General features: G+C 61.0%; 20 protein-coding genes. 9 read left to right on the plus strand and 11 right to left on the minus strand.

What is annotated here, in order from left to right; translation table 11 throughout:
• Positions 1-15: 15 nt before the first annotated feature.
• Positions 16-2151, plus strand: coding sequence for a TRAP transporter permease (locus CHB75_RS11475; protein WP_089270689.1), 2136 nt, complete (start codon positions 16-18; stop codon positions 2149-2151).
• A complete protein-coding gene (locus CHB75_RS11480) occupies positions 2148-3533 on the plus strand; it encodes a hypothetical protein (RefSeq protein ID WP_089270690.1) in 1386 nt (461 codons plus the stop codon). Before CHB75_RS11475 ends, CHB75_RS11480 begins: the two co-directional genes overlap by 4 nt.
• 16 nt (positions 3534-3549) lie before the next feature.
• Here the strand turns inward: CHB75_RS11480 and CHB75_RS11485 are convergent, their stop codons facing one another.
• The 5 genes from CHB75_RS11485 to CHB75_RS11505 are packed head-to-tail and all read right to left on the minus strand — an operon-like array spanning position 3550 to position 10490.
• Positions 3550-4260 carry an SDR family oxidoreductase gene (locus tag CHB75_RS11485; RefSeq protein ID WP_089270691.1) on the minus strand — a complete coding sequence of 237 codons (711 nt, stop codon included), beginning with the start codon at positions 4258-4260 and terminating at the stop codon, positions 3550-3552.
• 33 nt (positions 4261-4293) lie between these two features.
• On the minus strand, positions 4294-5739 hold the full coding sequence (locus CHB75_RS11490) for an aldehyde dehydrogenase family protein (protein ID WP_217898782.1): 1446 nt from the start codon (positions 5737-5739) through the stop codon (positions 4294-4296).
• Between the two features lie 13 nt (positions 5740-5752).
• On the minus strand, positions 5753-8275 hold the full coding sequence (locus CHB75_RS11495) for a branched-chain amino acid ABC transporter ATP-binding protein/permease (RefSeq protein ID WP_089270693.1): 2523 nt from the start codon (positions 8273-8275) through the stop codon (positions 5753-5755).
• 3 nt (positions 8276-8278) lie between these two features.
• Complete coding sequence (locus CHB75_RS11500; protein WP_089270694.1) at positions 8279-9157, minus strand: branched-chain amino acid ABC transporter permease; 879 nt, start codon at positions 9155-9157, stop codon at positions 8279-8281.
• A gap of 58 nt (positions 9158-9215) precedes the next feature.
• On the minus strand, positions 9216-10490 hold the full coding sequence (locus CHB75_RS11505; protein ID WP_089270695.1) for an ABC transporter substrate-binding protein: 1275 nt from the start codon (positions 10488-10490) through the stop codon (positions 9216-9218).
• A 140-nt stretch (positions 10491-10630) separates the two neighbouring features.
• Between CHB75_RS11505 and CHB75_RS11510 the strand changes: the two genes are divergently transcribed.
• On the plus strand, positions 10631-11602 hold the full coding sequence (locus CHB75_RS11510) for a LysR substrate-binding domain-containing protein (RefSeq protein WP_089270696.1): 972 nt from the start codon (positions 10631-10633) through the stop codon (positions 11600-11602).
• Between the two features lie 12 nt (positions 11603-11614).
• Here the strand turns inward: CHB75_RS11510 and CHB75_RS11515 are convergent, their stop codons facing one another.
• Genes CHB75_RS11515 through CHB75_RS11525 form a run of 3 tightly spaced genes read right to left on the minus strand, consistent with a single transcriptional unit; the run spans position 11615 to position 15485 of the window.
• Positions 11615-11980, minus strand: coding sequence for a cupin domain-containing protein (locus tag CHB75_RS11515; RefSeq protein ID WP_089270743.1), 366 nt, complete (start codon positions 11978-11980; stop codon positions 11615-11617).
• A 14-nt stretch (positions 11981-11994) separates the two neighbouring features.
• Positions 11995-13770: a thiamine pyrophosphate-binding protein gene (locus CHB75_RS11520; protein WP_089270697.1), complete on the minus strand. Its 1776-nt coding sequence runs from the start codon at positions 13768-13770 to the stop codon at positions 11995-11997.
• The gene (locus CHB75_RS11525; RefSeq protein ID WP_089270698.1) at positions 13743-15485 is read right to left on the minus strand and encodes an FAD-dependent oxidoreductase; all 1743 of its coding nucleotides are present in this window, start codon (positions 15483-15485) and stop codon (positions 13743-13745) included. The genes CHB75_RS11520 and CHB75_RS11525 overlap by 28 nt, the downstream gene beginning before the upstream one ends.
• 174 nt (positions 15486-15659) lie before the next feature.
• Between CHB75_RS11525 and CHB75_RS21325 the strand changes: the two genes are divergently transcribed.
• Positions 15660-15980, plus strand: a complete 321-nt coding sequence (locus tag CHB75_RS21325) for a hypothetical protein (RefSeq protein ID WP_141135102.1) — start codon at positions 15660-15662, stop codon at positions 15978-15980.
• A 63-nt stretch (positions 15981-16043) separates the two neighbouring features.
• Here the strand turns inward: CHB75_RS21325 and CHB75_RS11530 are convergent, their stop codons facing one another.
• Positions 16044-16619 (minus strand): c-type cytochrome, encoded by a 576-nt coding sequence (locus CHB75_RS11530; RefSeq protein WP_089270699.1) that lies wholly within the window; start codon positions 16617-16619, stop codon positions 16044-16046.
• On the minus strand, positions 16616-17869 hold the full coding sequence (locus CHB75_RS11535) for a PQQ-dependent sugar dehydrogenase (protein ID WP_089270700.1): 1254 nt from the start codon (positions 17867-17869) through the stop codon (positions 16616-16618). Before CHB75_RS11535 ends, CHB75_RS11530 begins: the two co-directional genes overlap by 4 nt.
• A 517-nt stretch (positions 17870-18386) precedes the next feature.
• On the opposite strand from CHB75_RS11535, the gene CHB75_RS11540 reads away from it, so the two are divergent.
• Positions 18387-18917, plus strand: coding sequence for a flavodoxin domain-containing protein (locus CHB75_RS11540; protein WP_089270744.1), 531 nt, complete (start codon positions 18387-18389; stop codon positions 18915-18917).
• 241 nt (positions 18918-19158) lie between these two features.
• The gene (locus tag CHB75_RS11545; RefSeq protein WP_089270701.1) at positions 19159-20934 is read left to right on the plus strand and encodes an SLC13 family permease; all 1776 of its coding nucleotides are present in this window, start codon (positions 19159-19161) and stop codon (positions 20932-20934) included.
• A gap of 183 nt (positions 20935-21117) precedes the next feature.
• Here the strand turns inward: CHB75_RS11545 and CHB75_RS11550 are convergent, their stop codons facing one another.
• Positions 21118-21657 carry a hypothetical protein gene (locus tag CHB75_RS11550; RefSeq protein WP_089270702.1) on the minus strand — a complete coding sequence of 180 codons (540 nt, stop codon included), beginning with the start codon at positions 21655-21657 and terminating at the stop codon, positions 21118-21120.
• Between the two features lie 388 nt (positions 21658-22045).
• On the opposite strand from CHB75_RS11550, the gene CHB75_RS11555 reads away from it, so the two are divergent.
• The 3 genes from CHB75_RS11555 (at position 22046) to CHB75_RS11565 (ending at position 26507) form a co-directional block, all read left to right on the plus strand.
• A complete protein-coding gene (locus tag CHB75_RS11555) occupies positions 22046-24154 on the plus strand; it encodes a TonB-dependent siderophore receptor (RefSeq protein ID WP_089270703.1) in 2109 nt (702 codons plus the stop codon).
• 305 nt (positions 24155-24459) lie between these two features.
• Complete coding sequence (locus tag CHB75_RS11560; RefSeq protein ID WP_089270704.1) at positions 24460-25383, plus strand: LysR family transcriptional regulator; 924 nt, start codon at positions 24460-24462, stop codon at positions 25381-25383.
• Between the two features lie 119 nt (positions 25384-25502).
• Positions 25503-26507 carry a Bug family tripartite tricarboxylate transporter substrate binding protein gene (locus CHB75_RS11565; protein WP_089270705.1) on the plus strand — a complete coding sequence of 335 codons (1005 nt, stop codon included), beginning with the start codon at positions 25503-25505 and terminating at the stop codon, positions 26505-26507.
• Positions 26508-26532: the final 25 nt, after the last annotated feature.

The raw sequence follows: 26532 nt of genomic DNA on the forward strand, positions 1-26532 counted from the left end.
AGCCCGGTACAGAGCATGACAACCGACCTGTCGCCGGGCGCGGACGGGCAAGGCGGCGCTGCCGCCTTTTCCCGCCCGCTCGCCTATGCCATCGGGGCGGTCGCGATCGTCACAGCGGCCGTACATCTTTATTACAACTCGATCGGCCTGATATCCGAGCTGAGCTTTGCCGCGCTGCATTTCGGCTCTTTCGGGCTGATGTGCGCGCTGATCTATCCTGCACGCAAGGGCCGGAGCCGTGGCGCCATGGCTCTGGCAATCGACGCGGCGCTGGGTCTGATTGCGCTGTTCTGCGGGGTCTATTTCCTGTTCTCGGAAGATGCCTATTGGGCGCGGGGCGGGCATATGTCGGGCCTCGATATGGCCGTTGCGCTGGCATCAATCCTTCTGGCGCTGGAATTCCTGCGCCGGACCATGGGCATATTCATTCCCATCCTGATCCTGTTCGCGCTCAGCTATGCGGCCTTCTGGGGGCAGCATATATCCGGCGTGTTCCGCTTTCCTGGCATCTCGGTCGAAGAGCTGATCGCCCGGGCCTATTTCGTCAATCTGGGTCTGTTCGGCGATATTGCACAGATATCAATGACCTATGTGTTCATGTTCGTGCTGTTCGGCAGCTTTCTGGTGAAATCCGGGGCGTCGGACTTTATCATCGATCTGTCCCGCGCCCTTGCGCGCCGGACCATCGGCGGTGCGGGGATTGTCGCTGTTCTGGGATCGGCGATGATGGGCTCGATCTCGGGGTCTGCCGTCGCCAATATCGTGACGACCGGTGTTGTGACCATCCCGCTGATGAAACGCTCTGGCTACAAGGCGACCTTTGCGGCGGCGGTTGAAACGGCGGCCTCGACAGGCGGGCCATTGCTGCCGCCGATCATGGGGGCAGGGGCCTTTGTGATGGCGAGCTATACGCAGATTTCCTATCTGACCATCACGGCGATGGCGGTGCTGCCTGCGCTGCTTTATTTCCTGTCCGTGATCTACCTGATCCGGATGCAGGCGCTGAAGGACGGCCAGACCCCGTTCGTGGATGAAGAAGCACGTTCCATCGGGCAGGTGCTGCGCGAAGGCGGGCTGACGTTGGCGCCGTTGATCATCCTGATCGCCCTGCTGGTTGTGGGATATACCGCGACCTATGCGGCGGCGGGGGCGATCCTGGCCACCGTGGTCTTTTCCTGGCTGACGCCGAACAAAATGGGCCCGGCTGCGATTGCCGAAGCCGTGATCGACGGGGTGAAAAACGCGACGCCCACGGCGATCCTGCTGATCAGCATCGGGTTGCTGGTCGGTGTGCTGGGCACCACCGGCTTTGGTCCGACCTTTTCGCTGATGATCATCCAGTGGTCCGGCGGCAGTCTGATCGTGATGTTGCTGCTTGTGACGCTGGTGTCGCTGTTGCTGGGTATGGGGCTGCCGGTGACGGCGGCCTATATCGTGCTGGCAACGATTTCGGCACCGTCGCTGGCCGATCTTATCACCACGTCGAACATGGTCACGGCGCTGACCTCGGGACAAGTCCCGGAAACGGTGACGATGATGCTGAGCCTTGTCGATCCCGGTATTGCCGAGCGTCTGGCCGCGGGCCTGAGCGAGGTCGAAGCCTACCGCCTGCTGGCCGAAATGCCGGTGGAGCTGCGCGCGGCCCTGCGCCCCGAGATCCTGAGCACCGAGGTGATGACGGCGTCGCTTCTTGCGGCGCATATGATCATCTTCTGGGTTTCGCAGGACAGCAACGTGACGCCGCCGGTCTGCCTGCCGGCCTTTGTCGCCGCCGCCATTGCCAAAAGCCCGCCGATGGCCACGGGGTTCGCCGCGTTCCGGCTGTGCAAGGCGCTGTACATCATCCCGCTGCTGTTTGCCTTTACCCCGTTGCTCAGCGGTGACTGGGCACAGATGCTGATGGTCTTTGTTCCGGCGATGTTCGGACTGCACGCGTTAAGCGCGGCAATGTCGGGCATGTTGGAAACACGTCTGGGCGTGATCGGACGGTTTGCAGCGGCGGGGTTCGGCGCGCTATTGCTTTGGCCCATTGCTCCGGGCATCAAGGCGGCGGCGCTGCTGGTCTATGTCGTCTGGGTCGCGTTTGACTGGCGCCAGAGACGGGTCACCGCCAAAGATCCGACCCTGAAAGAAAGCGCCGCCAGCCTGTGAACGTGACACCTGCCACTGCCGACAGCACGCGACCGCCTGCCATCGGTCTGTCCGCGCTGCTTTTCACCGTGGCGGCGGTGCTGGCAACTTTGGGTGCCTTGTCGGGCTGGGTGCCGCTGACCGTTATGGCGGCGCTGGCGCTGAGCGTCTTTGTGGTGCTGGAGTTCGCACGCATCCGCCGCGCCCAGCAGATTGCCGCGACCGTGCTTGTGGGCATTGCCATCGTCGTGGCGCTGGTCTGGGGCAGCGTGCCAGAGGTGCTGTTCAATGGCGTCGTCCGGACGCTGCCGTTTCTGTTGGTGTTTGCCGCCATCGGCTGGTTGCGGGCGGCGGCATTGGAAAGCCCGTCGGTCATCGCGTTGCGGGATGCGCTGGGGCGGATGGGATCGGGACGGCGCTTTGCGGCCTTTACCCTGTCAGCGCATGGTATGGGGGCTGCCTTCAATCTGGCCGGAATCGGGTTGCTGGTGCCAATGTTGGACGGCGCGCGCTATGAACCCCGCGAAGACATGCGCCTGCGCTGCGGGATCATGTGGGGGTTTGCCGCCGCGACCTGCTGGTCGCCCTTCTATGTCGGCACGGCGGCAGTGCTTTCGTCGCTGCCGGTGCTGCGCTGGTCGCAGGTCGTGCCCTACGGGTTGATGATTGCCGTCGGATTCCTGATCTATGCGCTGGCCTATGACCGTTTTGTGCGGCGACGCGGCGTGATCGAGCCGCCCCGCGACACCGCGCCTCTGGGCCTTTTGCGCCCCGTGGGGCGGCTGATCGTTGCCATCGCTGTGCTTTTCACAATGACGCTGGGGCTGGTCGAAGGATTGCACCTTGGGCTGACCACGGCGATTGCGCTGTCCGCGCCGACCTATGCGTTGGGGTGGTTATTGTTGATCTATCGCGGCACGGGCGGCGGACGGATGCGCAGGATCGCGACCGGAGTCGTGGGCGGCTATGCCAGCATGCGCACGGAAACCACGCTGTTCGTCAGCGCCAATATCTTTGGCGCGGCGATTTCGGCGGCGCTGCCTGCCGGGGGTGGCTTTGCCAACAGCCTGCCGGGGCTGAGCGGTGTGTTTTTCGTCGATGCCACCCTGATGATCTGGGGGTACCTTACGATCTGCGCGCTTGGCATTCATCCCATCGTGCTGCTGGTGGTCTTTACCTCGGCCGTTGACCCGACCCGTCTGAATGTCCCGCTGCCGCTGCTTGGGGCGGTGATGATGGCGCTCTGGGGCATGGGCACTTCGGTTTCGCCGCTGTCCGGAACAACGCTGTTCATGTCGCAGATGTCGCGCGCCTCATCCTTTGAAATCGCGTGGCGCTGGAACGGGTGGTTCTATGTTCTTGGTGCGCTTTGGCTGGCCGCTGTCCTGACACTGGCATCGTGACAGCGGCCAGGCCGGATTACACCAGCCCGCCGTTCGGCTGGACGATCTGCCCATGCACCCAGGACGCGCGATCCGAGGCCAGAAAGCTGACAACCTCGGCGACTTCCTCGGGTTTTCCCACGCGGTTGAACGGGCTGAGGGAGGCCGAGCGCTGGAGCGCGGCTTCGTCCTTGCCCGAGCGGAACAGATCGGTGTCGACCGGGCCGGGGGCCACGCCGTTTACCCGCACGCCACGTCCGGCGAGTTCCTTGGACATCGACCGCAGCAGGCATTCCACCGCCGCCTTGGTTGCGGAATAGGGGCCGACACCCGGCACCGCGACCCGCACGAGCGAGGTTGTCAGACCGATGATCGTCCCGCCATCCGCCACGTTCGCCGCAGCTGCGCGCAACACGTGAAAGGCACCAACGATGTTGACCTCGACCAGATCGCGGAAACTGTCGTCGGGAAACTGCGCGATGGGGCCGGGGGGGACGTTGATCCCGGCATTGGCGACAACGCAATCGGGGGCGCGGCCGACCGCGGCAAACACCGCCGCGACATCGTCCGCGTTGCGGATATCGGCCTTGTGCAGGGTGATGGTTGCGCCGTTGGGGGCAGTGGGCGCTGCGGGCGCCTTGCTGGTGTAGGTCAGCGCGACGTCGAACCCGTCGCGGGTCAGCGCCTGAACGATGGCCGCGCCGATGCCGCGCGATCCCCCGAATACGATGGCTGTCTTGCGTGTCATGTAATGTCCTTTCCTGCGGCCGGTTGGGCCGGGTCATGTGGTGATGGTGATGATGCGCTGTTCGGTCATCTCTTCGACCGCGTATTTCGGACCCTCGCGGCCAAAACCGCTGTCCTTGGTGCCGCCATAAGGCATGAGATCGACGCGCGAACTGGATGTTTCGTTGATATGCACCCCGCCCACATCAAGCCTGCGGGCAAAGTCGAACGCCTGATCGAGCCGGTTGGTGAAGACGCCCGTCGCCAGACCATAGGGCGTGGCATTGATCATGCCGATCGCCTCGTCGATGGTGTCGAAGGGGATGAGGCAGAGCACCGGGCCAAAGACCTCTTCCCTCACGACGCGCATGTCGGGGGTAACATCGCTCAGCAGTGTGGGTGGCACCACCGCGCCGTTGCGCGCCCCGCCGACAAGCCGTGTGGCACCGGCGTCCATAGCCTCGTCGATCCAGGTCTCGACCCGGCGGGCCGACTCTTCACTGATCAGCGGACCGGTCAGAACGCCGTCCTGCGCGGGGTCGCCGAAACGGACCGCGCGAACCTCTTTGACAAGCCGCGCCTGTGTTTCAGCCAGCCGCGACCGGTGCACCAGCGCGCATTGGACCGATGTGCAGACCTGCCCCGCTTTGCGGTAGGACGCGCCGACGATACGGGGCAGCGCTCGGTCAAGATCGCCGTCATCGCAAAGCACGGTAAAGGCGATAGAGCCCAGTTCCATCTGCGTGCGCCGCAAACCGGCGGCGGATTGGATCGCGCGGCCCACCCCGGTCGAGCCGGTAAAGGCGATGAAACGGATGCGCGGATCGGCGATGGCCGCCTGTGTGATCGCGCTGCCGCCCAGCAGGACGGACAGGAACCCCGGCGGCATTCCCGCCTCGGTCAGCAGTTCGGCCAGCTTGAGCGTGGTCAGCGGCGTGGCACTTGCCGGTTTCACGATCACCGCGTTTCCGGCGGCAAAGGCCGGGGCGATCTTGTGTGTGACGGTGTTGAGGGGCGAATTGAACGGTGTCACGGCCAGAACCACACCCAAAGGCACGCGCAGGGTAAAGGCCATACGCCGCGACTGGCCGGGGGCGCCGCTGATCGGCACGATTTCACCGCGCAGTCCGCGGGCCTCTTCGGCCGACAAGCGCAGCGTCTGCAGACAGCGGTTGACCTCGCCGCGCGCGTCGGCGGCGGTAAAGCCGGATTCAGCCATGATCACATGTGCCACTTCTGCGGCACGTTCGGCGATCAGCCGTGCCGCGCGATCAAGGATTTCGCCCCGTTCGTGCGGTCCGGGCGCACCAGCCTGAAAGGCGGCATCGGCCCTGTCGATCATCCGTTCCAGCTGTGCCGGGCCGGCCTCTTGCCCGGTCGAGACGGGGGTCAGATGATATTTGTCCAGCACCTCGAAGGCCGGACCCTGGCCGGGTTCGGATTGGCCTGCGATCATCGGCATGAGATCGGGCAGCGTCATGGTATCGGGGTCACTACTCATGGCATTTCCTTCGTCACAGCCAGAGGATTTTCTTGCGGTAATCCAGATCATGCAAAAGTGCTGCGGCAGGGCCTTCGTGAAAGACCGCTCCCTGCTCCATCGCATAAACCCGGTCCGCAAGTGCGAGTACGAGGTCGAGATTGTGTTCGACGATGATCACCGGCACCTCGACTCGCAGCTGGTCGAGCACGCGAAACAGGTCTTCGATCACCGCAGGGGCCAGCCCTTCGAACGGTTCATCCAGAAGGAGAAGCCGCACATCCGCCGATAGCGCGCGGGCGATGGCCAGCATCTGTTGTTCCCCGCCAGACAGGAAATCGGCGTGAGAATCGATGCGTTCGGCCAGACGCGGGAAGAATTCGAAGATCCGGTCTTCGGTCCAGTAGACGCCACCCTGACCCTGTGGGCGGGCCAGCCGACCAAGGGCAAGGTTGTCACGCACGGTCATGCCCGAAAACAGCCCGCGACCCTGCGGCACATAGCCGATACCGGCGCGGGCAATGTCGGGCGCGCCTAGGCCAAGGATATCCTGCCCGGCAAAGTCGATGCTGCCGCCGCGCGGTTTCACCAACCCCGAGAGGGACTTGAGAAAGGTGGATTTGCCCGCGCCATTGCGCCCGAGCAAGGCGACGATCTCGCCCTCGCGGACCTCAAGCGCGGCGCCGTTCAGGATGTGGCTTTTGCCGTAATAGCTGTGCAGACCTTCGACCCTCAGCACGACAGGGCCGACGGCATCCTGTGCGCCCTTGCCCGAGGTGACGGTCGGGGTGCCGGTGCCGGTATAGATTTCCTGCACGCGGCGATCACTGCGGATGGTTTCGGGCGTGCCCGACAGCAGCACCGCGCCGTCGTTCATCACCGTGACCACGTCCGAAAACCCAAGAATGCGGTCGATGTCATGTTCGACGATCAGCACCGGAATATACTGCGCCATTGTGGTGACGAGCTTTGACACACGTTCGCGTTCAGCTGCGGCAAGACCGGCAAGCGGTTCGTCCAGCAGCAGCATCTGTGGCTTGGTCGCCAGCGCGATGCCCAGATCGACCAGACGCTGGCCGCCATAGCTCAGATCGGCGCCGTTGGTGTCTTCGATCCCCTCAAGCCCCAGAAATCGGATCAGCTCGGCAGTCTCGGCGTTGATGTCGTCAAAGCTGTCGATGTCGCGCCAGAAGTTGAAGCGTCCCGGATGTTTGGCCTGAAACGAAAGGCGCAGGTTTTCCCGGATCGAGATCTGTTCGAAAAGGCTGGTGATCTGGAACGAACGTGCAAGGCCCGCCTGACTGATCGCATCCGGCGACAGCCCGGCAATAGGCTGGCCCATCAGTTCGATGCTGCCGCCTGTGGGCGTATGTCCGCCCGAGATCAGGTTGAACAGCGTGGTCTTGCCCGCTCCATTCGGTCCGATCAGCGCGTGGATCTGTCCGGGTGATACCGCCACATCCGCTTCGCGCACCGCCTTGATGCCACCAAAGTTCTTGGACACGCCGCGCGCCACCAGCACTTTGCTGCGCGACGAGGGTTCTGGCCGCAGCGACACGGGCAGGTCGAGGCCCTGGTAAATCTTGCGATTGCTCATCGCGGCGTTGGTATCGGGCGGAGGGTTCAGCCGGTGCCGGACCTTTTCGACGATGCCGATGATGCCGCCGGGCAGGTACATCACGAAGGCCACGAACACGAGGCCGAACCAGAACAGCCAGTCCGAAGTCCAGATCGACAGCACCTCGCGGAAGAGCACGAAGAACAGCACGCCAACAGCAGGTCCGAGGATTGAACCGCGCATCCCGCCGATGACCACCATGGCCAGCAATTCGCCGGAAAACTCGATCGAGGTGCTTTCTGCGGTGACGATGTAGTGCTGGAACCCCGACAGGATGCCGCCAAGCCCCGTGACCAAGGCGGACAGCACGAAAACTGCCAGCTTGTAGCGCTGCACGGGATAGCCCTGAAACTCGGCACGGGTCTGGTTTTCGCGGATCGCAACCAGCACGTGGCCGAAAGGCGAACGCACGACGCGGATCAGCAGATAAAGCACCGCCAATCCGAGGGCGGCAGTGAAGTAGTAGTAGGTGAGGTTGTCGCTCAGATCGATTGGCAAGGCCGTGGCGCGGTTGAACCCGCCCAGCCCGTCTTCGCCGCCGGTCACGGCTGTCCAGCGGAAGGCGATGGAAAAGGTCAGCGCCGACAGGGCCAGCGTCATCAGCGCGAAATAGACCCCGCGCCGCCGCAGGATCAGCGCGCCGATAATCAGCGACAACAGGCCAACGAAAATCAGCCCGGTCAGGATTGGCAAAAGGATCTGTCCAGCGAACAGATGCTTTTGTGCAAGGGCCGCTACATAGGCGCCGATGCCGAACCAGACGCCGTGCCCAAAGGACACAAGGCCCGTGTAGCCCATCATCATGTTCAGCCCGAGTGCCGCGATCATCAGCACGACGATCTGCGTGGCGGTCGAACTGGTCAGGCCGACCAACGGCACGGCAAAGGGCAGCAGTATGAGCACGGCTGCCGCGCCGATAAGGGTAGGGAGTGTGCGCATCGTTCAGGACTCGAATTTCTGGATGGATTCGCCTAGCAGGCCGCGCGGGCGCAGGAGCAGGACAAGGAACATCAGGACATACATTGAGGCTTCGGAGGCGGCGGGCAGAAAGAACACAGTCACGCCCCGGGTCACGCCTACAAGCATCGCGGCAAGGACGACGCCCCAGAAACTGCCCAGCCCGCCGATGATGACGACGACAAAGGCGATGGTCAGGATTTCGGAGCCCATTGCCGGGTGCACCGTGGTGATCGGCGCGAACATCGCCCCGCCCAGGGCGGCCAGACCGACGCCCAGCATGACGACCGTGGTCATGTAGGGCTGTAACCGGATGCCAAGGGCGGCAACCATATCCGGGTCCTGAATGCCCGCGCGCACCACGCGGCCGAACGACGTCTTGTTCAGCAGCAGCCAGACCCCGACCAGCAGGCAGATGATGACAACCAGCATCAGCAGGCGGTACTTGGAAAACAGCATCCCGCCAAAGATCAGGGCGCCGCGCACTTCGGACGGCAGGCTCGCGGCCAGCGGAGCCGAACCCCAGATCATGCGAATGGCTTGCTCCATGACCAGCGCCAGCCCGAAGGTGACAAGCAGCGACAGGATCGGATCTTCGTCATAGAACCGGCGCAGGATGAAACGTTCGAACGCGATCCCCAGTATCGCCACGAGTATGGGCGATACGATTACAGCGCCGGTGAACCCCAGCGTGCCTGAGACCTGCACAAAGACATAGGCCCCCAGCGCATAGAACGCGCCATGCGACAGGTTCACGATGCCGCCGACGCTGAAGATCAGCGACAGCCCCAAAGCGATCAGTAGATAATAGCCGCCAAGAACAAGGCCGTTGACGACCTGTTCCAGCAAAAACACGATTTGCATGTGAATCCCTGTGGTGATGTCCGGCGCGCCCCGGTTGGGCGCGCCGCAATGGTCAAGTTCAGATCTTGCAGGCGCCGCCCTCGGTTGACGGGTAGATCGATTCCAGCGGCTCGTCGCTTGCAGGGACCGGGCCTGTCAGTTCAAGCATATCGTGCACATCGTCGTATGTGCCCTCGTCCTTGACCTTGAAGGCATAGGCCTCTTGCACCAGCTGATGATCCTCGGCGCGGAAATAGGCCGGGCGGTTCTTCATGATGTCGAATTCGGCGCCGGATTCGAAATACTCGATCAGGTCGGGCGTCGCCGCGCCGCCGGTTTCGGACATGCCCTTGGCCGCGATCTGCATGGCGATATACGAAATCCATGCGTGGTTTTCGGGGATCTTGTCGTATTTGGTCTGGAACCGCTGGACAAAGGACTTGCTGTCGGGTGTGTCGAGCGTGTGCAGCCAGACCGTCGGCCATGTCCCCGTCAGGTTCCCGGCACCCGCCGCCCAGGCGTCAGCAGTGTTGAGATTGAAGCCCACCATCGGGTAGGGCAGGCCGAATTCCGCATATTGCTTGACGAAATTCGTGACCTGGTTGCCGGCAAGGTTGAGGCAGACAATGTCAGGGTTTGCCTGACGGATCTTCAGGATGAATGGGCTGAAGTCGGTCACATCCGTCGCGATCAGCTCGTCCCCGATCAGTTCGGCATTGTTGACGTCAAAGAAGTTCTTGGCCGCCACCAGAAGGTCATGGCCAAAGACGTAGTCGGCCGTCAGCGTAAAGAACTTCTTGCCTGCGATGTCTTCTTCCTGCTTGAGGGCGGTGCCTACTGCGTTGACCATCACCGTGTTCGGGATATCAGTGCAGAACATGTATTTCGAACAGCGATCACCGCGCAGAACGTCCGACCGTGGACCAACCGCGATGAACAGCTTTTCATTGCGCGCGGCCACTTCGGAAATCGCCAGCGAGGTGGCGGAACTGATCTCGCCCAGGATGAAATCCGCACCGTCACGTTCCAGCATCCGCTGTGCTTTGGTCGCGCCGTTTTCGGGGTTGATCGAATCCTCGCTCATCAACTCGATCATGCGGCCGTTGATGCCGCCTGCTGCGTTGATCTCTTCGGCGGCAAGGCTTGCGCCCTCGACCGCCCAGCCACCCAGCGTGCCCAGAAATCCGGTCATCGGCGTCAGGTGGCCGATCCGGATCGGCCCGCTTTGGGCGCGCACCAGCGCCGGTGCGCCAAGGGTCGCAGCCGCAAGGGTGCCGGTGGCCAGTAGCAGCGCGCGTCTGCGTGAAAGTGTTGTGCCGGGCTGTTTTGGCGCCGGTCGCTTTTGATATGTCACGGTAATCCTCCCAGATTGGCAAAGCCGTTGCCGGCCACGCAGGGACCAGTGTAGCCGGCGGAAAATTCTTGAAATAATAGGGAATTCGGAACAGCATATAAGCTGGACTTATGCCTTTGGCCGGCGTTAACCTTTTGCCTATGGATATACGTCAGCTTCGCTATTTCGTGCGCATCGTTGAACTCGGGAGCCTGTCAAAAGCCTCGCGATCGCTGCATATTGCGCAACCTGCGCTAAGCCAGCAGGTGGCCAAGCTTGAGGATGAAGTCGGCAAGCCGCTTCTGGTACGATCCTCCAAGGGGGTGACGGCCAACGAGACGGGGCAGGCGCTTTATCATCATGCGCGGTTGATCTTGCGGCAATTCGAACAGGCGATGACCATTGCGCGTTCGGACAATGGCGAAATCACCGGTGTCGCCTCGATCGGGCTACCCGCGACGACCGTGGCGGCGGTGGGCCTGCCGCTGGTCAAGCGTGTGCGCGCCAAGTATCCCGGTATTTCGATCAATGTGGTCGAGGCGATGAGCGGCCATATTGACCACCTGATCCGTCAGAACCGGCTGGATCTCGCTGTGCTTTTCACCCGAGATCTGCCCGCAGACCTGTCGGTCGAGGCGCTGATGGTCGAAGAACTGTTCCTGATCCTGCCCGCCGACAGCGCAATTCTGCCCGGTCGGACAGAGTTGACGATGGCCGAAATGTCGGGTGTTCCGCTGATCCTGCCGACGTCCGATCACGGTCTGCGTAAGCGGATCGAGGCGGAATTCGAAAGCCGCGCGCTTAGCCCACATGTGGTGGCCGAGATCGATTCACTGTCATTGCTGATGAACTGCGTGCACGATCACATCGGGGCGACGATCAAGCCGATGGGTGCGATCATTCAGGAATGCCAGCGGGGGCGGCAGTATCGCTGCCTGCGGGTCAGCGATGCGCAGTTGCGCCGGTCAAACTACCTCTATTCGCTGCCCCCCGAGGCACTGAGCTTTGCCGCGACGGCGGTCGCGCATGAGCTGCGCATCGTGGTGGATGACCTTGTGGCGAGCAACACCTGGGAAGGTTTCCTGCCCCGCCCGGAACAGACGCAGCGCGAACGGAGCGACGCGCTGGTCTGAAATTCCGGCGGTTTATTCGTCCTTCACCGGTGTCGTCGCGACGATAAAGGTCAGATCCCCCAACCCGCTGTTCTGGATCGCGTGCCATGTGCCCGGCGCGATGAAAATCACGTCGTTCGCCCGCACCACACGGGTTTCGTCCCCGATCTCCATCAGGCCTTCGCCCGCGAGGATGTGATAGACCTGTTCCTGCACCTTGTGGACGTGGCGTTCGACATACCCCATCGGCTGATAGGTCGAAATGCGATAGTCGATCAGCTGCGATCCGGTCGTTTCGGGCGCAACCAGCGCCTTGGACAGAGCCGAGCGGAAATGGCCCGGGTACTGCTGCCACGGTTCTTCGGCGATATTGCGGATGACGCTTTTGCGTTCAGGCATTTCCGTGTCTCCCTTCATGGCCGCCACGGCGTGCCAAAAGCAGGTTCCTTGTATTGCAGTGGCGGCAATTCCCATGTGCCCGTGGGCGGCGGGCGCACGTCCGCATCCACATGCACGTCGATCAGCGCGGGGCGGTTCGACGCCACGGCGGTTTCCAGCACCCCGGCAAAATCGCGGCTGTCGGTGACGGTATAACCGTCAACACCCGCCGCCCGTGCCCATGCCGCGAAATCGGGGTTGTAGGGCGTCTTGTTATCACCGGCATAGAAGGCCGTGCCGTATTCGCGGCCTTCGAAATAACCGTATTGCAGGTCGCGGATCGCGCCCCAGGCAAAGTTGTTCCAGACCACCCAGACCACCGGGATATTGTATTCGACGGCGGTGCACAGCACATGCGGCACCATGGTGAACCCGCCATCGCCGCAGATCGACACGCAGGGCCGGTGCGGTGCGGCCAGTTTCGCGCCCAGAATCGATGACGGGCCGAACCCCATGCCGGAATAGCCCCAGGTGTTCAGCATGCTCTGCGGTCTGCGGGCCTTCCAGAACTGCATGTACCAGTTGTGGTGCACACCTGAATCCAGCGACAGGATCGTATCCTCGGGCAGAACCCTCTGGCAGTCCTCGACGATGCGGAAGGGCGAGATGGGCGAGACGTGCTGACCCCAGTTGGGCGCAAGGAACTTTTCCCACTCGGCGCGCCACCGGGCGATGTCGTCCAGCCAACCGGCATAACGGGGCTGAAGCGCGCCCTTCGACTCGACCGCGGCCAGCATCTGGCGCAGAAAGGCGCGGGCATCGGCGAGCACGGCCAGGTCGGGCGGATAGTTACGGCCCAATTCGCTGTGATCAAGATCGACATGCACCAGTTTCGTCTGCGGGAAATTCCAGGAATAGCCCGGTTTCCAGGACGATGCCGAACGGTCGTCGAACCGCGCCCCGATGGCCAGTACCAGATCCGAATGCCGACCGGCCTGATTGGCCTGATAAGCACCGTTTCGCCCGATAAAGCCCAGCGACAGCGGGTCGGTCATGTCCATGCAGCCCATGCCATTTGGCGAACTGATCACCGGAATGCCCATGCCCCGGGCAAAGGCGGTGAGTTCTTCCGACGCTTCGGACAGGGTGACACCGTGCCCGATAAAGATCACCGGGCGTTCCGCTGTCAGCAGCCAGTCGACCACTTTGGCGATATCTTCGGGGTCGGCACCGCTGCGCCGCTTGCCAAAGGCGCTGCCCCTGCCTTCGCGGGTGACTTCGGCCTCTTCCTGAAACAGGTTGTAGGGGATGTCGACATTGACCGGCCCGGGGCGGCCCGTGGTCATTGCGGCGGCCGCCTGACGCATGGCCAGCGGCAGCATCTCGACCCGGCTGGGCTGAAAGCTGCGCTTGACCACCGGCTTGATCACAGAGTTGAAATCAGCGTGGTGGTGCATGTTGAGTTCCTGAAACGGACCCCGGTTGAACTGCGATGTCGGTATGTTCGCCGTCATCGAGAACACCGCCGAACTGTCGGTTTGCGCCACGGCCAGCGCCATGATCTGATTGGCAGACCCCGGTCCGGTCGATGTGAGCGTCGCCGCCGGTTTGTGCGACACACGGAAAAACCCGTCGGCCATGTGGACCGCCGTCTGTTCATGCCGGGGCGAGATCAGCTTCAGCTCGTCCCGGCGCTGATACATGCAGTCCAGCAGGCCGACGTTGCCGTGGCCACAGATGCCGAAAACATGGGTGATCCCCTCGTCGATCAGGGTTTCGGTAATCAGGTCGCCGCCTTTGGTACTGGCCATGTGTCCTCCACTTTCTTTTCATTGTCCCGCGCTGCGTGACGTGCGGCAAGCCAGGCAAAGCACATCGCCTGACCCAATTGCGCGCCCGCGCCGGGATATTCGCCGCCAAAGGCGGATTGCATGTCGTTGCCGCAGACATAAAGCCCGGGGATTGCTGCGTCGTTCCCGTCCAGCACCCGCGCGTCCGTGTCTGCAAGCAGACCCCGGCTGGTTCCCAACGGCGTCGGCTCCAGCCGCACGGCATACAGTGGGCCGTTCCCGATCACGCCCAGACAGGGGTTCGGGCCGTGCGCTGCATCACCGTTTGCCTGCTCGTAGAGCGTTTCGCCGCGATGGAAATCTTCGTCCTGACCGCGTTGTGCGAACCCGGTGAACCGAGTGATTGTGTCGGCCAGCGCCTCTTCGGCCATATCCAGCGCGCGGGCCAGCGCGCGGATGTCGGGTGCCTCGGTCAGGTATCCGTTTTTGATATAGCGCCGCAGATACGGGATGCGCGGGCGGATCAGGCCCAGCCCGTAGCGGCGGATGAAGTCCCGATCGCAGATCATCCAGCAGGGCACAGAGGTCCCGGTCTGATTGGTGCGATACATGCCCCGGACGAATTCGTGGTAGGACACCGCCTCGTTAACAAAACGCTTGCCGGTGCGATCCACCACCAGCGACCCCGGCTTGGCCCGGTCAAGCAGGATGTGGGGCCAGACCGCCAGCGTTCCATCGGCGCGCCGCATGGTCGAACTGGGGAACCACAGCGCATTGTCCAACCCCGCAGGTCCCAGCACCGCCCCCGCCGCAAGGCCTAGTTCCAGCGTGCGCCCGACGGCTCCGGGCGCGGCGGGCGTGTGTTCGGCCACCGGCACCGGCAATTCCCGCGCCCGCCAACCGGCGCTGGCCGGGAACCCGCCACCGGCCAGAACCACGCCTCGTGATGCTGTTATGGTGTGATCCGCACCGTCGCGGCGGACATGGACCCCGGCGGCGCGTCCCTGCGCGACGTTTATCGCGGTCGTTTCGGTATCGGTTACGATGCGCACCCCAATATCAAGACAGGCGCGCAGCAACCGCGCGACCAGCGCATTGCCCATTACCAATCGCGTGCCGCGCCGGTGCCGCACCCGGTCCATTGCGTGACGGGCTACCAGACGTAGCCCCAGCAACGCGCCGGACAGCGAACGGTCGGCGCGCAGCAGTTGCGCGGCCTCGGCGCGGGTGACCATCATGCCGCCCAGGATCATCAGTTCGGGCAGCGGCGTCCCAAGACGGTCGAACCAGGCCCAAAGGCGGCGACCGTCAAACGGCAGCGGTTCCAGCGGGCGCCATCCTGGCGCGGCGCCGGGTATGTCCTGCCGGTAATCCGGCGCGCCGGTCAGGGGGCGGAAGGCGATGCCAGCACGGTTTTCAAGATCGGCCTGCATCTGCGGAGCGCTGTCAAGAAAGCGGTCCCGCATGGCCTGTGGAGCCAGATCGCCGACCAGCGCATCAAGATAGCGCGCGGCCTCTGCGCGATCGTCCATGCGCCCGGCGTCGCGCATGTACCGGTTGTCGGGTACCCAGACGCTGCCGGACGACCGGGCCGAAGTGCCGCCAATGACAGGCCGATGTTCCAGAACGACGCAGCTCAGCCCGTCCAGCGCCGCCGTAAGGGCGGCCGTCAAACCGGCAACGCCGCTTCCGAGAACGACAAGATCAACCGTACAGGGAAACGCCCGGTCGGTCACCGTAAAGGGCTCCGATGCCGGGGCAGGTGGCCGACATGGTCCGGGCGCATTGGGTTGGTGGGCATGGGCCTGTTCCTGCAAGTCTGAAAATCGTTCTGTCAGCGAGTGATAGGCGATAGTCGGGCACGGCAAGAAACACTAAATTCCGATGGCGCCATAAGGCGATCTTATGTCATGCGGGAGATCGTTCCGGCCGTCGACCTGCATGTTGATATCAATGGGGTCCTGACCGAACGCGATGGCGAATGGGCTGCCCTCTCGGGGCATTGCTGCGCAACACACTGCCGGGCAATGGGCGGGCCAAAACGCAGCCTGTGGAGCAGGGCGCACATTGAAACCGACGAGGAAGCACTCGGGGTACGAGCAGGCACCGGGCCGCAGGCATTTCAGCATGTCGTCGTAGGGGGGCGGCGCCCGTTATGGGGTTTCGTCGCCTTTCTTCCGAAAAAAGCAATGAAAAGCAGGGCACATATGCGGCGGGAGTGGGAACCATGAAGACCATGCAAGGCGAAATTCGAAGGCGTTGAATGCATCATGGAACCCGTTCCGCGCATGTGTTCAGTCGGCGGGAGATATCTCAAGCTGCACAGAGGCATACCAATCGGCGGCGGCCCGGATTTCCGCGTCCGTCAGGTCAGCGGCAATGGCAGACATCACTTCGTGCGTGCGTTTTCCGCCGCGAAAGGCCTTGAGTTGAACATCGATATAGATGTTCGTTTCGCCCGCAAGATTGGGCACGTCCTCGGCCAGTCCGATGCCGTTTTCGCCATGACACGCGACACAGACCTCGGGTGCGCCTGCAGCATCGGCGGTCAGGGTCGCGGTGACGGAATGACTGGAAAACCAGGCCGCCAGATCGGCGATCTGCTGATCGGTGAGGGACTTGGCGACAACGGTCATCATCTCGTGTGTGCGGCTGCCGTCGCGAAAGGCGGTCAGCTGGGACGCAATGTAGGGCGCAGGTTCTCCGCCGATATGCGGCGCGATGGGGATTTTGGCATAGCCGTCGATCCCGTGACAAGTGCGGCATTGCCCGGCGAGCTTGCGTCCTTCGGCCGGGTCTCCGGCGGTCTGGGCGGTGACGGCCCCGGCGAGAATAATCCCGCCGAGGCTGAAGAGTTTTGTGCGGATCATTTGTCGTAGCTGATCCGGTAGAGCGCGCCGGTCAGATCGTCCGAGATGAGGATCGACCCGTCCCGCAGGTTGGCGACATCGACAGGGCGGCCAAGATATTCGCCGTTCTCGTCGATCCAGCCTTCGGCAAAGGGCACCGTCGTGGCATTGCCCTCAGCATCCACAGTGGTCACCATGACCCGTGCGCCGACCGGCGTGGTACGGTTCCAGGAACCATGCTGGGCTGAAAAGATCGCGCCCTGATACTTTTCCGGGAACGCCTTGCCGGTGTAGAACACCATGCCCAGATCGGCCGCATGGGCCACGGTCGCCGAGGCCGGCATGGTCACTTCGACCGGTACTTCTTCGCTCTTATATTCGTTGGTGCGGGTGTCACCGCCACCAAACCACGGATGGCCAAAGTGCAGACCGACCGATCTCATGTGGTTGATCTCGCCCGGGGGAATGTCGTCGCCCATGCCGTCGACCTGATTGTCGGTGAACCACAGATCACCTGTGGCCGGGTCAAAGTCCTGACCGACCGAATTGCGCACCCCGCGTGCAATGACTTCGCGGCCCGTGCCGTCGGTGTTCATGCGAATGATCCCGCCGATGCCTACCTCGTCATAAAGTGCCAGCTTGTCCGGCGGTGCCACATTATGCGGCTGACCAAGCGAGACATAGAGCTTGCCGTCCGGACCGATGTCGCAGACCCGCGCAGTGTGGTTGAAGCTTTCCTCGTCTGTCGGGATCAGCTCGCCCTGGGGGACCACCTGACCGACAGCGACGTCGGGGGATTCGTAAAAGAACTCAGCAGCCGGAAAGACCAGAACGCGGTTCTGTTCAGCGATATACAGAAATCCATCGGGGCTGAAGCAGACGCCGTTGGGTATGGTGAAGGTCAGCGAAGGCGCAAAATCCTTGACTTCGTCTGCGATGCGATCCTTGTTGCGGTCGGTCACGGCCCAGACCTTGTCCTTGCGAGTGCCGACAAAGGTCACAACGCCCTGTGGGCCCACGGCGATGTGGCGGGCGTCGGGGACGATGGCGTAAAGCTCGATCTTGAATCCATCGGGCATCTTGATCCGGTCAAGCGTCTTTTTGATACCGTCGGCATAGGCACCGGTCTGCTCGATAACAGTGAAATCCTTGACCCCGGTCGACTGCATGCTTTGCAGACGTTCGATGTTGGCTGGCAGATCCGCGCTTTGTGCCGTGACATAGCCGGTTGTCAGCGCAAGTGCGGCGATAGATGAAAGCAATCTCTTCATGGTATTCTCCTCCCAGAGTCCAATTTGCAGAGGTCGCAGCGAATGGAACGACCTCTGTTTCATGATCGCGTGGATCCGCAGGTTTCCCCTGCTTTTTCCCAAGCGAGCTGATCGTCTGACCGATTACTTAAACGGTATTGGAAGTGTCGGTTTTTTCCCGTGCGAGTCAAACAAACTTTTAAAACAAGCAGATCCGCGCATCGATCCGGGCGCTTCTTGATCCGCCACTCTCCTACCTGCAGCTCACTGTCAAAGTTGCACGGCTTGCGGCCTGCCGGGGTAGCCTGGCAAGGTGGTTAGCCCCCGCCCATGTGTAGTGCCGGTAGGTCCTCATGCGTTCAGTGGAAATACGCAGGCGCCCTGTTGCAATCTCAGTCAGATCGCTTCGTTGCCGCCCAGCCACTAGGTTGATTTAGGACAACGTCAAGCCGCGCAAAAAATCCTAAAGTCAGATCATGCCTGCCCAGTCGGAAGTTGAAAACAGGCCCCTTGGCTTAACAAACAGGAGGATTGGTTGGTGAAAGTACTTGTCATTTTTGAGACCGTTGAAGGGCAAACACGAAAGATCGCGGAGTTCGTTGAGCAGCAAATCCGGGCCGCTGGCCATGAGGTTCAGATGTTCAACGCAGCAGACAGATTGGGACCTCTGTCGTTTGATGGCATCAGCAAGGTTGTGCTGGCGGCCCCTGTGCATGAACGACGCCATCCAGAGGGTTTCGAAGTCCTTGTTTCTGCCAGTCTTGCTGACTTGAAGGCCCGTCAGACGCTTCTCATTTCGGTTAGCCTGAAGGCGGCGTTTCCCGAAGGCATGGAAGAAGCGCGGGACTACCTGACCGAACTGGAAATGCGGACAGGGTTTGAGCCCAACAACGAGGTGTTGGTTGCAGGTGCCGTTCGCGCCAGAAGCTACGGCTATTACGAGAGCCAGATCGTACAGAATGTCGCGCTGGACGGGCGAAAGGTCGAGTTGGTAGACGGCGTGCGGGAGTTCACCGATTGGGACGCGCTGGGCGATGAAATCGGCGCATTTTTGCAAGCTGCCCCTTAGCGTATCGTGTAGATGCGTGCAGTTCGCCATCGGCCCATTGCGTTAACCCGCGCCCGTTCTGTCATTGCGATCCTGCTTCCCGCAACCGGCCATCCTTGCCCGGCGCAGCATTTTGGTGTTCCCAAGGTCACAGGGCGGATGTTTCTGGCTTTTATCCATCTCGGCGCTGGCGGGGAGACTGTAAAGCTTCGTGGAAAAAGTCCCCATTTCGGCTTGGATGAAACTCGGCTAAGGTTCTGCAATGCAGGCTGAACTGACGCAAATTTTTGCCCTACTGGGTACTGTGTTCGCCCTGCTTGTCTGGGGCCGTATTCGTTACGATCTTGTCGCCTTCGGCGCTTTGATCATCGCGGCCACGCTTGGGCTGGTGCCGACCGAGGAAGTCTTTTCCGGCTTCGGCCATTCAGCCGTGGCCATCATTGCGCTGGTCCTGATCGTCAGCCGGGGGTTGTCTTCATCCGGTGCCGTCGAGCTTATTGCCTCCAGACTCATCGACCCGGATCGGCAAGTTGCGCTGCATATTGCCGTTGTGGCGGCTTTGGCCGCCGGTTTGTCAGCGATCATCAACAATGTCGCGGCCCTGGCGCTTTTGATGCCGCTTGATCTTGAGGCCGCCAAGAAGGCAAAGCGCGCGGCCGGTCAAACCCTGATGCCGCTTTCTTTTGCGACCATTCTCGGCGGAATGATCACGCTGATCGGGACGCCGCCCAACATCGTGATCTCGGAATATCGTCAGGGCGTCCTGGGCGAACCTTTTGGAATGTTCGATTTTGCGCCTGTCGGCTTTGCCGTTGCTGTCGCCGGGATTGCTTTTGTTTCGCTATTTGGCTGGCGGCTTCTGCCATCCAGAACCTCGCTGCTGGACACGGAAAAAGAGGTCAGCAAGGGCCGCTACGTCGCCGAACTGCGTATCGGTGAACACACCGTGGAAGAGGGTATGGTGGTCGAGGATCTTTACGTCAGAGCGAACGAAGTCGATGTCCATATTCTGGGCCTGATCCGCCGCGGCAAACGGATCCGCGGTCTGGCGCATCGGGAAGAACTGCGTGCAGGTGACTTTCTGGTCGTCGAAGGCGAACCCAAATCCATCGAAGCCTTCATGGGGCAGGCGGGGCTCGACTTCGTGGGGTCAGAAAAACACGAAGGCGGCGTGGTGGCGCCGGGCCTGACCCTGTCCGAGGCCATTGTGCCCGAAGGCGCACGGATAGAGGGGCGAACTTCCCGGAGCCTGAACCTTCTGCAGCGCCACTCGGTAACGCTCTTGGGGGTCGCGCGGGGCGGGAAAAGTTTCCAGAACCGCGTGCGCCTTCTGCCGATCCGTGCTGGCGATGTCCTGCTGCTTCTTGGAACGCCGGACCGTGTCGCGGCCGCCACAGAATGGCTTGGGGTGCTTTCGCTTGAAGGACGACAAACCGAAGTCGTGCAGCGTAGCAAAGCAGGCCTGTCCATAGGGGTGTTCATGCTTGCCGTTGCCTTGGCCGTGTTTGGGTTTGTTCCGCTGTCTGTCGCCCTCGGGGGGGCCGTGATCGCCTATGTCGTGCTGGGCCTTGTCAGTGCGCGCGAGGTCTATGCCTCGGTGGAATGGAAAGTCATTGTCCTTCTTTCCAGCCTGATCCCTCTGGCTGAGGCGTTTGAGCATTTTGGCGGGGCGGACCTGATCGCCAACCAGATTGTCCACCTGAGCCAAGGCTACCCTGCGTGGGTTTCCCTGGTCGCGCTGATGGTCGTGACGATGACGCTGTCGGATTTCCTGAACAATGTGGCAACGACGTTGATCGCGGCACCGATCTCAATGTCGATTGCATCCGCGACCGGAACCAATCCTGACACCTACCTTATGGCGGTTGCAGTGGCTGCTTCATGCGCCTTTCTTACCCCTATCGGACACAAGAACAACACTCTCATTCTGGGGCCCGGTGGATACCGGTTTGGTGATTATTGGCGTATGGGTTTGCCACTGGAAGTCATCGTCGTCTGCGTTGCAGTTCCGACAATCCTCTTAGTGTGGCCGCTGTAAGTCGTTCCGAAAATAGGGCTGCTGGCACGCAATCGCGGTTTATCAGTAGATCCGACGCTGTGGTGCAGGCTTTGCATTCGCGGAATTTTTTCCGGCATCAATAAAGAACGCGATGTTGACGACTGCCCCAATAGAATCAGCGCGCTTCTACAAAGCGTGGAATTCTTCGGGGACCGCAGGTTGTTAATCAATAACGCCCGCACCGCTGAACCCGCATTCCTCGGCCATTTTCAAGTAAGAGGCCGTAAATCCGTCCAAATATACGTACATGAATACATTTCCCTCGACGACAACATCGAACTGGCCATTTAAACGCATGGCACGCAGGACCCATTGGCTAAGCGGATGGTCAAAGGCGATCTCTGCATTGGCAAATCCTTCTTCATCGAAAAATCCCGAAACGGCGCCGTCCATGGACTCCTCATTGTCAAAACGGATATAGGCGGCTTGCCCGTCTTGCAGCACGGTCCCGTGCCCACGGGGTGCATGCTCGCTGATCAATACGGTCGGAAAGTAATCCGGTGGCCCGGCGTCGCCGTTGCTCATGGAAACCTGCACGCTTGGCGACCCATCGCCGCCGGTCACTGCGCTGCAGGTGCGCCGCAGATCCTCGCCGGTGTCCACCTCTTGCACGTCTACGCGCCAGGAGCCGTATTCCCAATACCCATCAGCCCAAGCCGGTCCTGCAATCAAGGCAAACAGGCTACCAATAATTAGCTTCAAACGAAGTCCTCCACATACAAGACATGTAGAGCCTGACAGTGACTCATTGACATAACCTTGCAAAGTATCGGGTTTTTCCGCGCCCTCGGTGGTTTTCCAATCTGCAGGCTTTGTGACTGATGCGGAGGAAGGTCATCGCCTGTTTTGGAGGTGGTTTTGTAGGGAATTTGATAGCGACCGGAGCTTTTAGGTCCGGCGTCAAGGTTCTGACCTGAAGTCACTCAAGGCCCACGCCAATCAGGGTGTGACCGTCCTCCTGCGGTGAGAAAAATCTACTTCAGGAGTGGTTGACAGTTTTACTTGGTTATGTGATCGCTCATCTCGGGTGCACGTGAAACAGTCTGTGAAACTGCCCGTCTGAACAGAATGTCATTTCAGGGATCGTATCATGCGCAGAAATCAACCGTATTCATTCCGACTGTTTCTACTTGCGACTACGGTATTGGCCGGACCGGCAATGTCGCAGGAAGTGATCGAAATTGAGCCGATTCTTGTTGAGGGATCGAGCTATGAAACCGAAGGCACAGAGAGCTACAAAACCGATCTTATTTCGGTTGGTGAAAAATCGGCAGTAGGTCCCCGCGAAGTGCCGCAGTCGATTACTGTTATTACCCATCGCCAGATCGAAGACGGGGGCTATACCGCCCTTGAAGAAGCGCTTGCCGATGCGCCCGGTTTGCTGATCCTGAATAATGACACCGGGCGGTCTTCGATCTATTCGCGCGGCTACGAATTTGACTATCTTTATTTCGACGGTCTGCCCGCGCCGGTCAGTTCCATCTATGGCACGCAGCCGGATCTATCGATCGTGGATCATATCGAAGTCCTGAAGGGGCCTGCCGGTCTGTTTATCGGGACGGGTGAACCCGCAGGTTCGATCAATATGCGCCTGAAGCAGGCCAAGGCGACGACAACCGAAGGATATGTCAGCACCTCGATCGATTCCAACGGACGTGGTCGCGTCGAAGCAGACGTGGCAGGCAAGCTGAATGCCGATGGCACATTGCGTGGTCGGATCGTGGGTGCCTATGCCGATGGCGACGGCTTTGTCGACAAGCAGGAAAACGGCGTCAAATCCGTCTACGGCACGCTGGCCTGGGATATTACGCCGGACACGCTGCTGACATTCTCGCTCAGCCATATGCAGCGTGACATTGCGCCCTTCAACGGTCTTCCCGCTTATGCAGACAATTCGCTGATCTGGATCGACGCCTCGGCAACCACTGCAGCCGACTGGAACTATTTCGAAAACGCCACGACGGATGCCGTGGCAGCGATCGAACACCACCTTGCCAATGGCGGGCGGCTCAAATTCTCGATGCGCAATTCGCAGCAGGACGCGGATTTCCTTTATGCCTTTTCCCAAACCGCCGCGGCTGCAGACAATACTGTGTCGCAACTTTCCTATCTGGGCCGGGATTTCGAACAGAACAGCCTTGCGCTGGATGCCCACGCGGAACTGCCATTTTCAATGGGCGGCTGGGATGCCAACCTGATTGCCGGCGCCGACTGGCAGCGGATCGACAGCAAGACGCTGACATATCGGGCAAGATCCGCCGTGGGTAGCTGGGATCTGGATGATTGGGATGTTTCCGATGTGGCAAAGCCCGACGCCGCTTATCAGACGAAAGACGAAACCGACGCCACATCAACTGGCCTTTACACCCAATTGCGGTTGAAGCCCTCCGCAGAGTTGACCCTGATCGGCGGGGCTCGCCTGAGCTGGTATGATGGCACCACGAAGACGACTACCCTGAGCAGCGGCGCGTCTACGAAGGACGAGCTTGATGTTACAGCCCGCCTGACGCCTTTCGCCGGTCTGACTTATGACATCACGCCGAACGCGACACTTTATGCCAGCTATTCGGAAATCTTCATTCCGCAATCCGATGTCGACAAATCCGGCAATCTCCTTGACCCGATCGAAGGTCAACAGAGGGAAATCGGCATAAAGGCCGAGCTTGGCCATGGGTTGAACGTCTCTGCTGCGCTTTTCGATCTGCGTGAGGTGAATCGTTCTATCGCAGTCCCTGGAGAATCCTATTTTGTCGCCGAAGAAGATGTCCGGTCGCGCGGGATCGAGTTGGAAGTCTCGGGCGAAGTCCTTGATAATCTGCACATGTCGGGCGGCTACACCTACACGGAAACCGATTACCTGAATGGCAGCAGCGAGGGCGAGACGTTTTCGACCGTCACGCCCAAGAACATATTCAAGCTGACCGCGACCTATGAGTTCACCGAAGGTCAGATGCAGGGCTGGAGCGTTGGTGGCCGTCTGACAACGATGTCGGGCTTTTCTAACCGGGGGGTCGAGGCACCTGGCTATGACGTTGTGGACCTGACGGTTGCCAAGGACCTTGGCTATGACACGACACTGCGGGTTGGTGTGGATAACGTGTTCGATGCGGATTACTACACACGTGTCGGCGGCCCGTCGGTCTTCAACTTCCGTGGCGCGCCGCGCACGATCAACGCGTCTTTGACCAAGCGCTTCTGATAGTCGCCGCGCAGTAGACACCTGGTCTTCCGCTTTGGTGCAGACGCAGGAAAAAATAACGATATGGCCATCTCACTGCAGTGAGGTGGCCATAATTCTTTGAATCATGGGGAACGGCGTTTCGCACTGCTCGGGCGCTGAGGCTGATGGTCTTCCCGCGATGCGAAATGATCGGCGGATCAGATCGCCTATCGGTGTGAGCGAGGTCCTGTGGGGAAAAAAACACCAAACCCGTCGATTAACGTGAGTTGCCCGATTGGCCGCCTGTATAACATCAGGTTAAATGTGCCCCGGGAGGATCCGCCATGAAGGAAATCACGCTGCGCCAGGTCGAGGTTATCCGTGCGGTCATGCTGCGCGGAACGATCAACGGCGCGGCCGAACATCTGGGCGTTTCTCCGCCCGGGGTCAGCCGACTGATCAAACATACCGAGGAATCGCTGGGCATTCGGCTGTTCGAACGTCGGGCGGGGCTGTTTGTGCCTGCGGTCGAGGCGGGCCCGGTTTTCGACCAGATCCGCGAAGTCTATAAAGGCGTCGAGAACCTGCAAAGCGCGCTAAGCTCATTGCAGAAGGGCGAGGATGTGCGCCTGTCCTTTGCGTCGTCCCCGTCGGTGGCGCAGTTCATCGCGGCGCGCGCGATCCGCACCATCCGCGGGCGCTATCCGGATTTGTTCATCGACCTCAACATCCTCAAGATCGAAGAGACAATGGACTACCTGCTGCTGGAGCGGGGCGAATTCGTGATCATGACGTCGCCTGTCAACAACCCGGGGCTTGAGAGCGAGGAAATCGCGCAGGGCAAGGTTGTTGCCATCCTGCCAGAGGGTCACAGGCTGGCCGAACAGGCGGTGATTTCGGTGCGCGATCTGGCCAACGAGCCGTTGATCGGGGTGGATCCGTCAGACCCCTATGGTGCGGCCATGGCCCGGCCTTTCCGCGAGGCCGGGATCGAGCCCAATCATTCGATGCGCGGGCGCTTTGCGCAGACGGTTGTCAGCCTTGTCCGGCACGGTCTTGGCGTTGCGCTGATTGATGAATTTTCGGTGGCCGAAGTCTATATGCCCGGGCTGGCGCGCCGCCCCATCGCGGAATCCGTGCCGGTCACGATTTCGGTGGTCACCAAGAAGGGGCGCGTTCTGTCCAACTTTGCGGAGTTCGCCATACGGCAGTTCCGCAAGGAGCTGTCAGAGGCGCATCTGTACTGGCAAGGCGACGGCCGAAAATAACATCAGGTTAATAATGGCGTGAATCTGGTATTTGACGTTATGGGGGCCAGCGGCGATAGTCTTTTCGATGAATGAGACTTTTACAGTTCGTTCGCAGGATATCTAAGGGAGGAGACCCAATGAAACATATCGTTTTTGGTGCCGTGTCGGCGCTTGCATTTGGAATTGGCACCGCACAGGCGCAGGATTACCCCACAAAGGAAATCCAGGGCATCATCCAGTGGGGCGCAGGTGGTTCGACCGATACCGTGATGCGTGCCGTCACACCCCATGCCGAAGAAATTCTGGGCGGAACCGTTGTCATGCAGAACATGACCGGTGCCGTGGGCGCCATCGCGCTGAACTATGTGGCCGGTGCAGAAGCAGACGGTTACACGCTGCTGATGGGCGCGGAAAACCCGATGCTCTACAAGGTCATGGGTCTGGGCGACAAGGATTATTCCGAATTCACCCCGATCAGCATTCTGGCCCGTGGCACGCCCCTGCTGGTGGCTAACAACGATGCGCCGTTCAACGATTACGCGGAAATGATCGCCTATGTAAAAGCCCACCCCGGCGAAGTGCGCTTTGGCGCGACCGGCCCCGGTGGCCTGCCGTCGGTTGTCACCGCGATGATCAACACGGTCGAAGGCAAGCTTGACGTGATCTCGGTTCCTTATGATGGCGACGGCCCGGCGCTGACCGCGCTGCAGGGTGGTGCGATCGACGTGATGCCAGCCGTTCTGGGCGCTGCGATCGAAGCCGTGCGCGCCGGCAACATGAAGCCGCTGGCCACATTTGACGTTGCCCCGAATGCCAAGCTGCCGGACGTTCCGGCCGTGACCTCGTTCAACGACGGCTACAACACCTACCTGCCGTGGGGTCCGTTCTTTGGCGTCTTTGCACCGAACGGAACGCCTGACGATGTCGTGGCCAAGCTGTCGGCGGCCTATACCGAAGCCGCCAAGGTGCCTGACTTTGTCGAGCTGATGGACAACCGTGGCTTTACCCTGATGGGTATCTCGGGTGATGAGGCTGACCAGTTCCTGACCAAGTGGCAGCAGGGCACCGCATGGCTGCTTCAGGATGCTGGTGAGACCAAGACATCCCCCGAAGAGTTCGGCATCGCGCGTCCGGCCGAATAATCCCGGACCGGCGGTAATCGCGCCG

Origin of the sequence: Puniceibacterium sediminis, assembly GCF_900188035.1 — a bacterium.
GTDB classification, from domain to species: domain Bacteria; phylum Pseudomonadota; class Alphaproteobacteria; order Rhodobacterales; family Rhodobacteraceae; genus Puniceibacterium; species Puniceibacterium sediminis.

Excerpts from the sequence above, each read along its gene's own strand:
- CHB75_RS11475 (WP_089270689.1), top strand. The coding sequence starts at position 16 with ATGACAACCGACCTGTCGCCGGGCGCGGACGGGCAAGGCGGCGCTGCC.
- CHB75_RS11485 (WP_089270691.1), bottom strand. The coding sequence starts at position 4,260 with ATGACACGCAAGACAGCCATCGTATTCGGGGGATCGCGCGGCATCGGC.
- CHB75_RS11490 (WP_217898782.1), bottom strand. The coding sequence starts at position 5,739 with ATGAGTAGTGACCCCGATACCATGACGCTGCCCGATCTCATGCCGATG.
- CHB75_RS11495 (WP_089270693.1), bottom strand. The coding sequence starts at position 8,275 with ATGCGCACACTCCCTACCCTTATCGGCGCGGCAGCCGTGCTCATACTG.
- CHB75_RS11500 (WP_089270694.1), bottom strand. The coding sequence starts at position 9,157 with ATGCAAATCGTGTTTTTGCTGGAACAGGTCGTCAACGGCCTTGTTCTT.
- CHB75_RS11510 (WP_089270696.1), top strand. The coding sequence starts at position 10,631 with ATGGATATACGTCAGCTTCGCTATTTCGTGCGCATCGTTGAACTCGGG.
- CHB75_RS11515 (WP_089270743.1), bottom strand. The coding sequence starts at position 11,980 with ATGCCTGAACGCAAAAGCGTCATCCGCAATATCGCCGAAGAACCGTGG.
- CHB75_RS11520 (WP_089270697.1), bottom strand. The coding sequence starts at position 13,770 with ATGGCCAGTACCAAAGGCGGCGACCTGATTACCGAAACCCTGATCGAC.
- CHB75_RS21325 (WP_141135102.1), top strand. The coding sequence starts at position 15,660 with ATGCGGGAGATCGTTCCGGCCGTCGACCTGCATGTTGATATCAATGGG.
- CHB75_RS11530 (WP_089270699.1), bottom strand. The coding sequence starts at position 16,619 with ATGATCCGCACAAAACTCTTCAGCCTCGGCGGGATTATTCTCGCCGGG.
- CHB75_RS11535 (WP_089270700.1), bottom strand. The coding sequence starts at position 17,869 with ATGAAGAGATTGCTTTCATCTATCGCCGCACTTGCGCTGACAACCGGC.
- CHB75_RS11545 (WP_089270701.1), top strand. The coding sequence starts at position 19,159 with ATGCAGGCTGAACTGACGCAAATTTTTGCCCTACTGGGTACTGTGTTC.
- CHB75_RS11555 (WP_089270703.1), top strand. The coding sequence starts at position 22,046 with ATGCGCAGAAATCAACCGTATTCATTCCGACTGTTTCTACTTGCGACT.
- CHB75_RS11560 (WP_089270704.1), top strand. The coding sequence starts at position 24,460 with ATGAAGGAAATCACGCTGCGCCAGGTCGAGGTTATCCGTGCGGTCATG.
- CHB75_RS11565 (WP_089270705.1), top strand. The coding sequence starts at position 25,503 with ATGAAACATATCGTTTTTGGTGCCGTGTCGGCGCTTGCATTTGGAATT.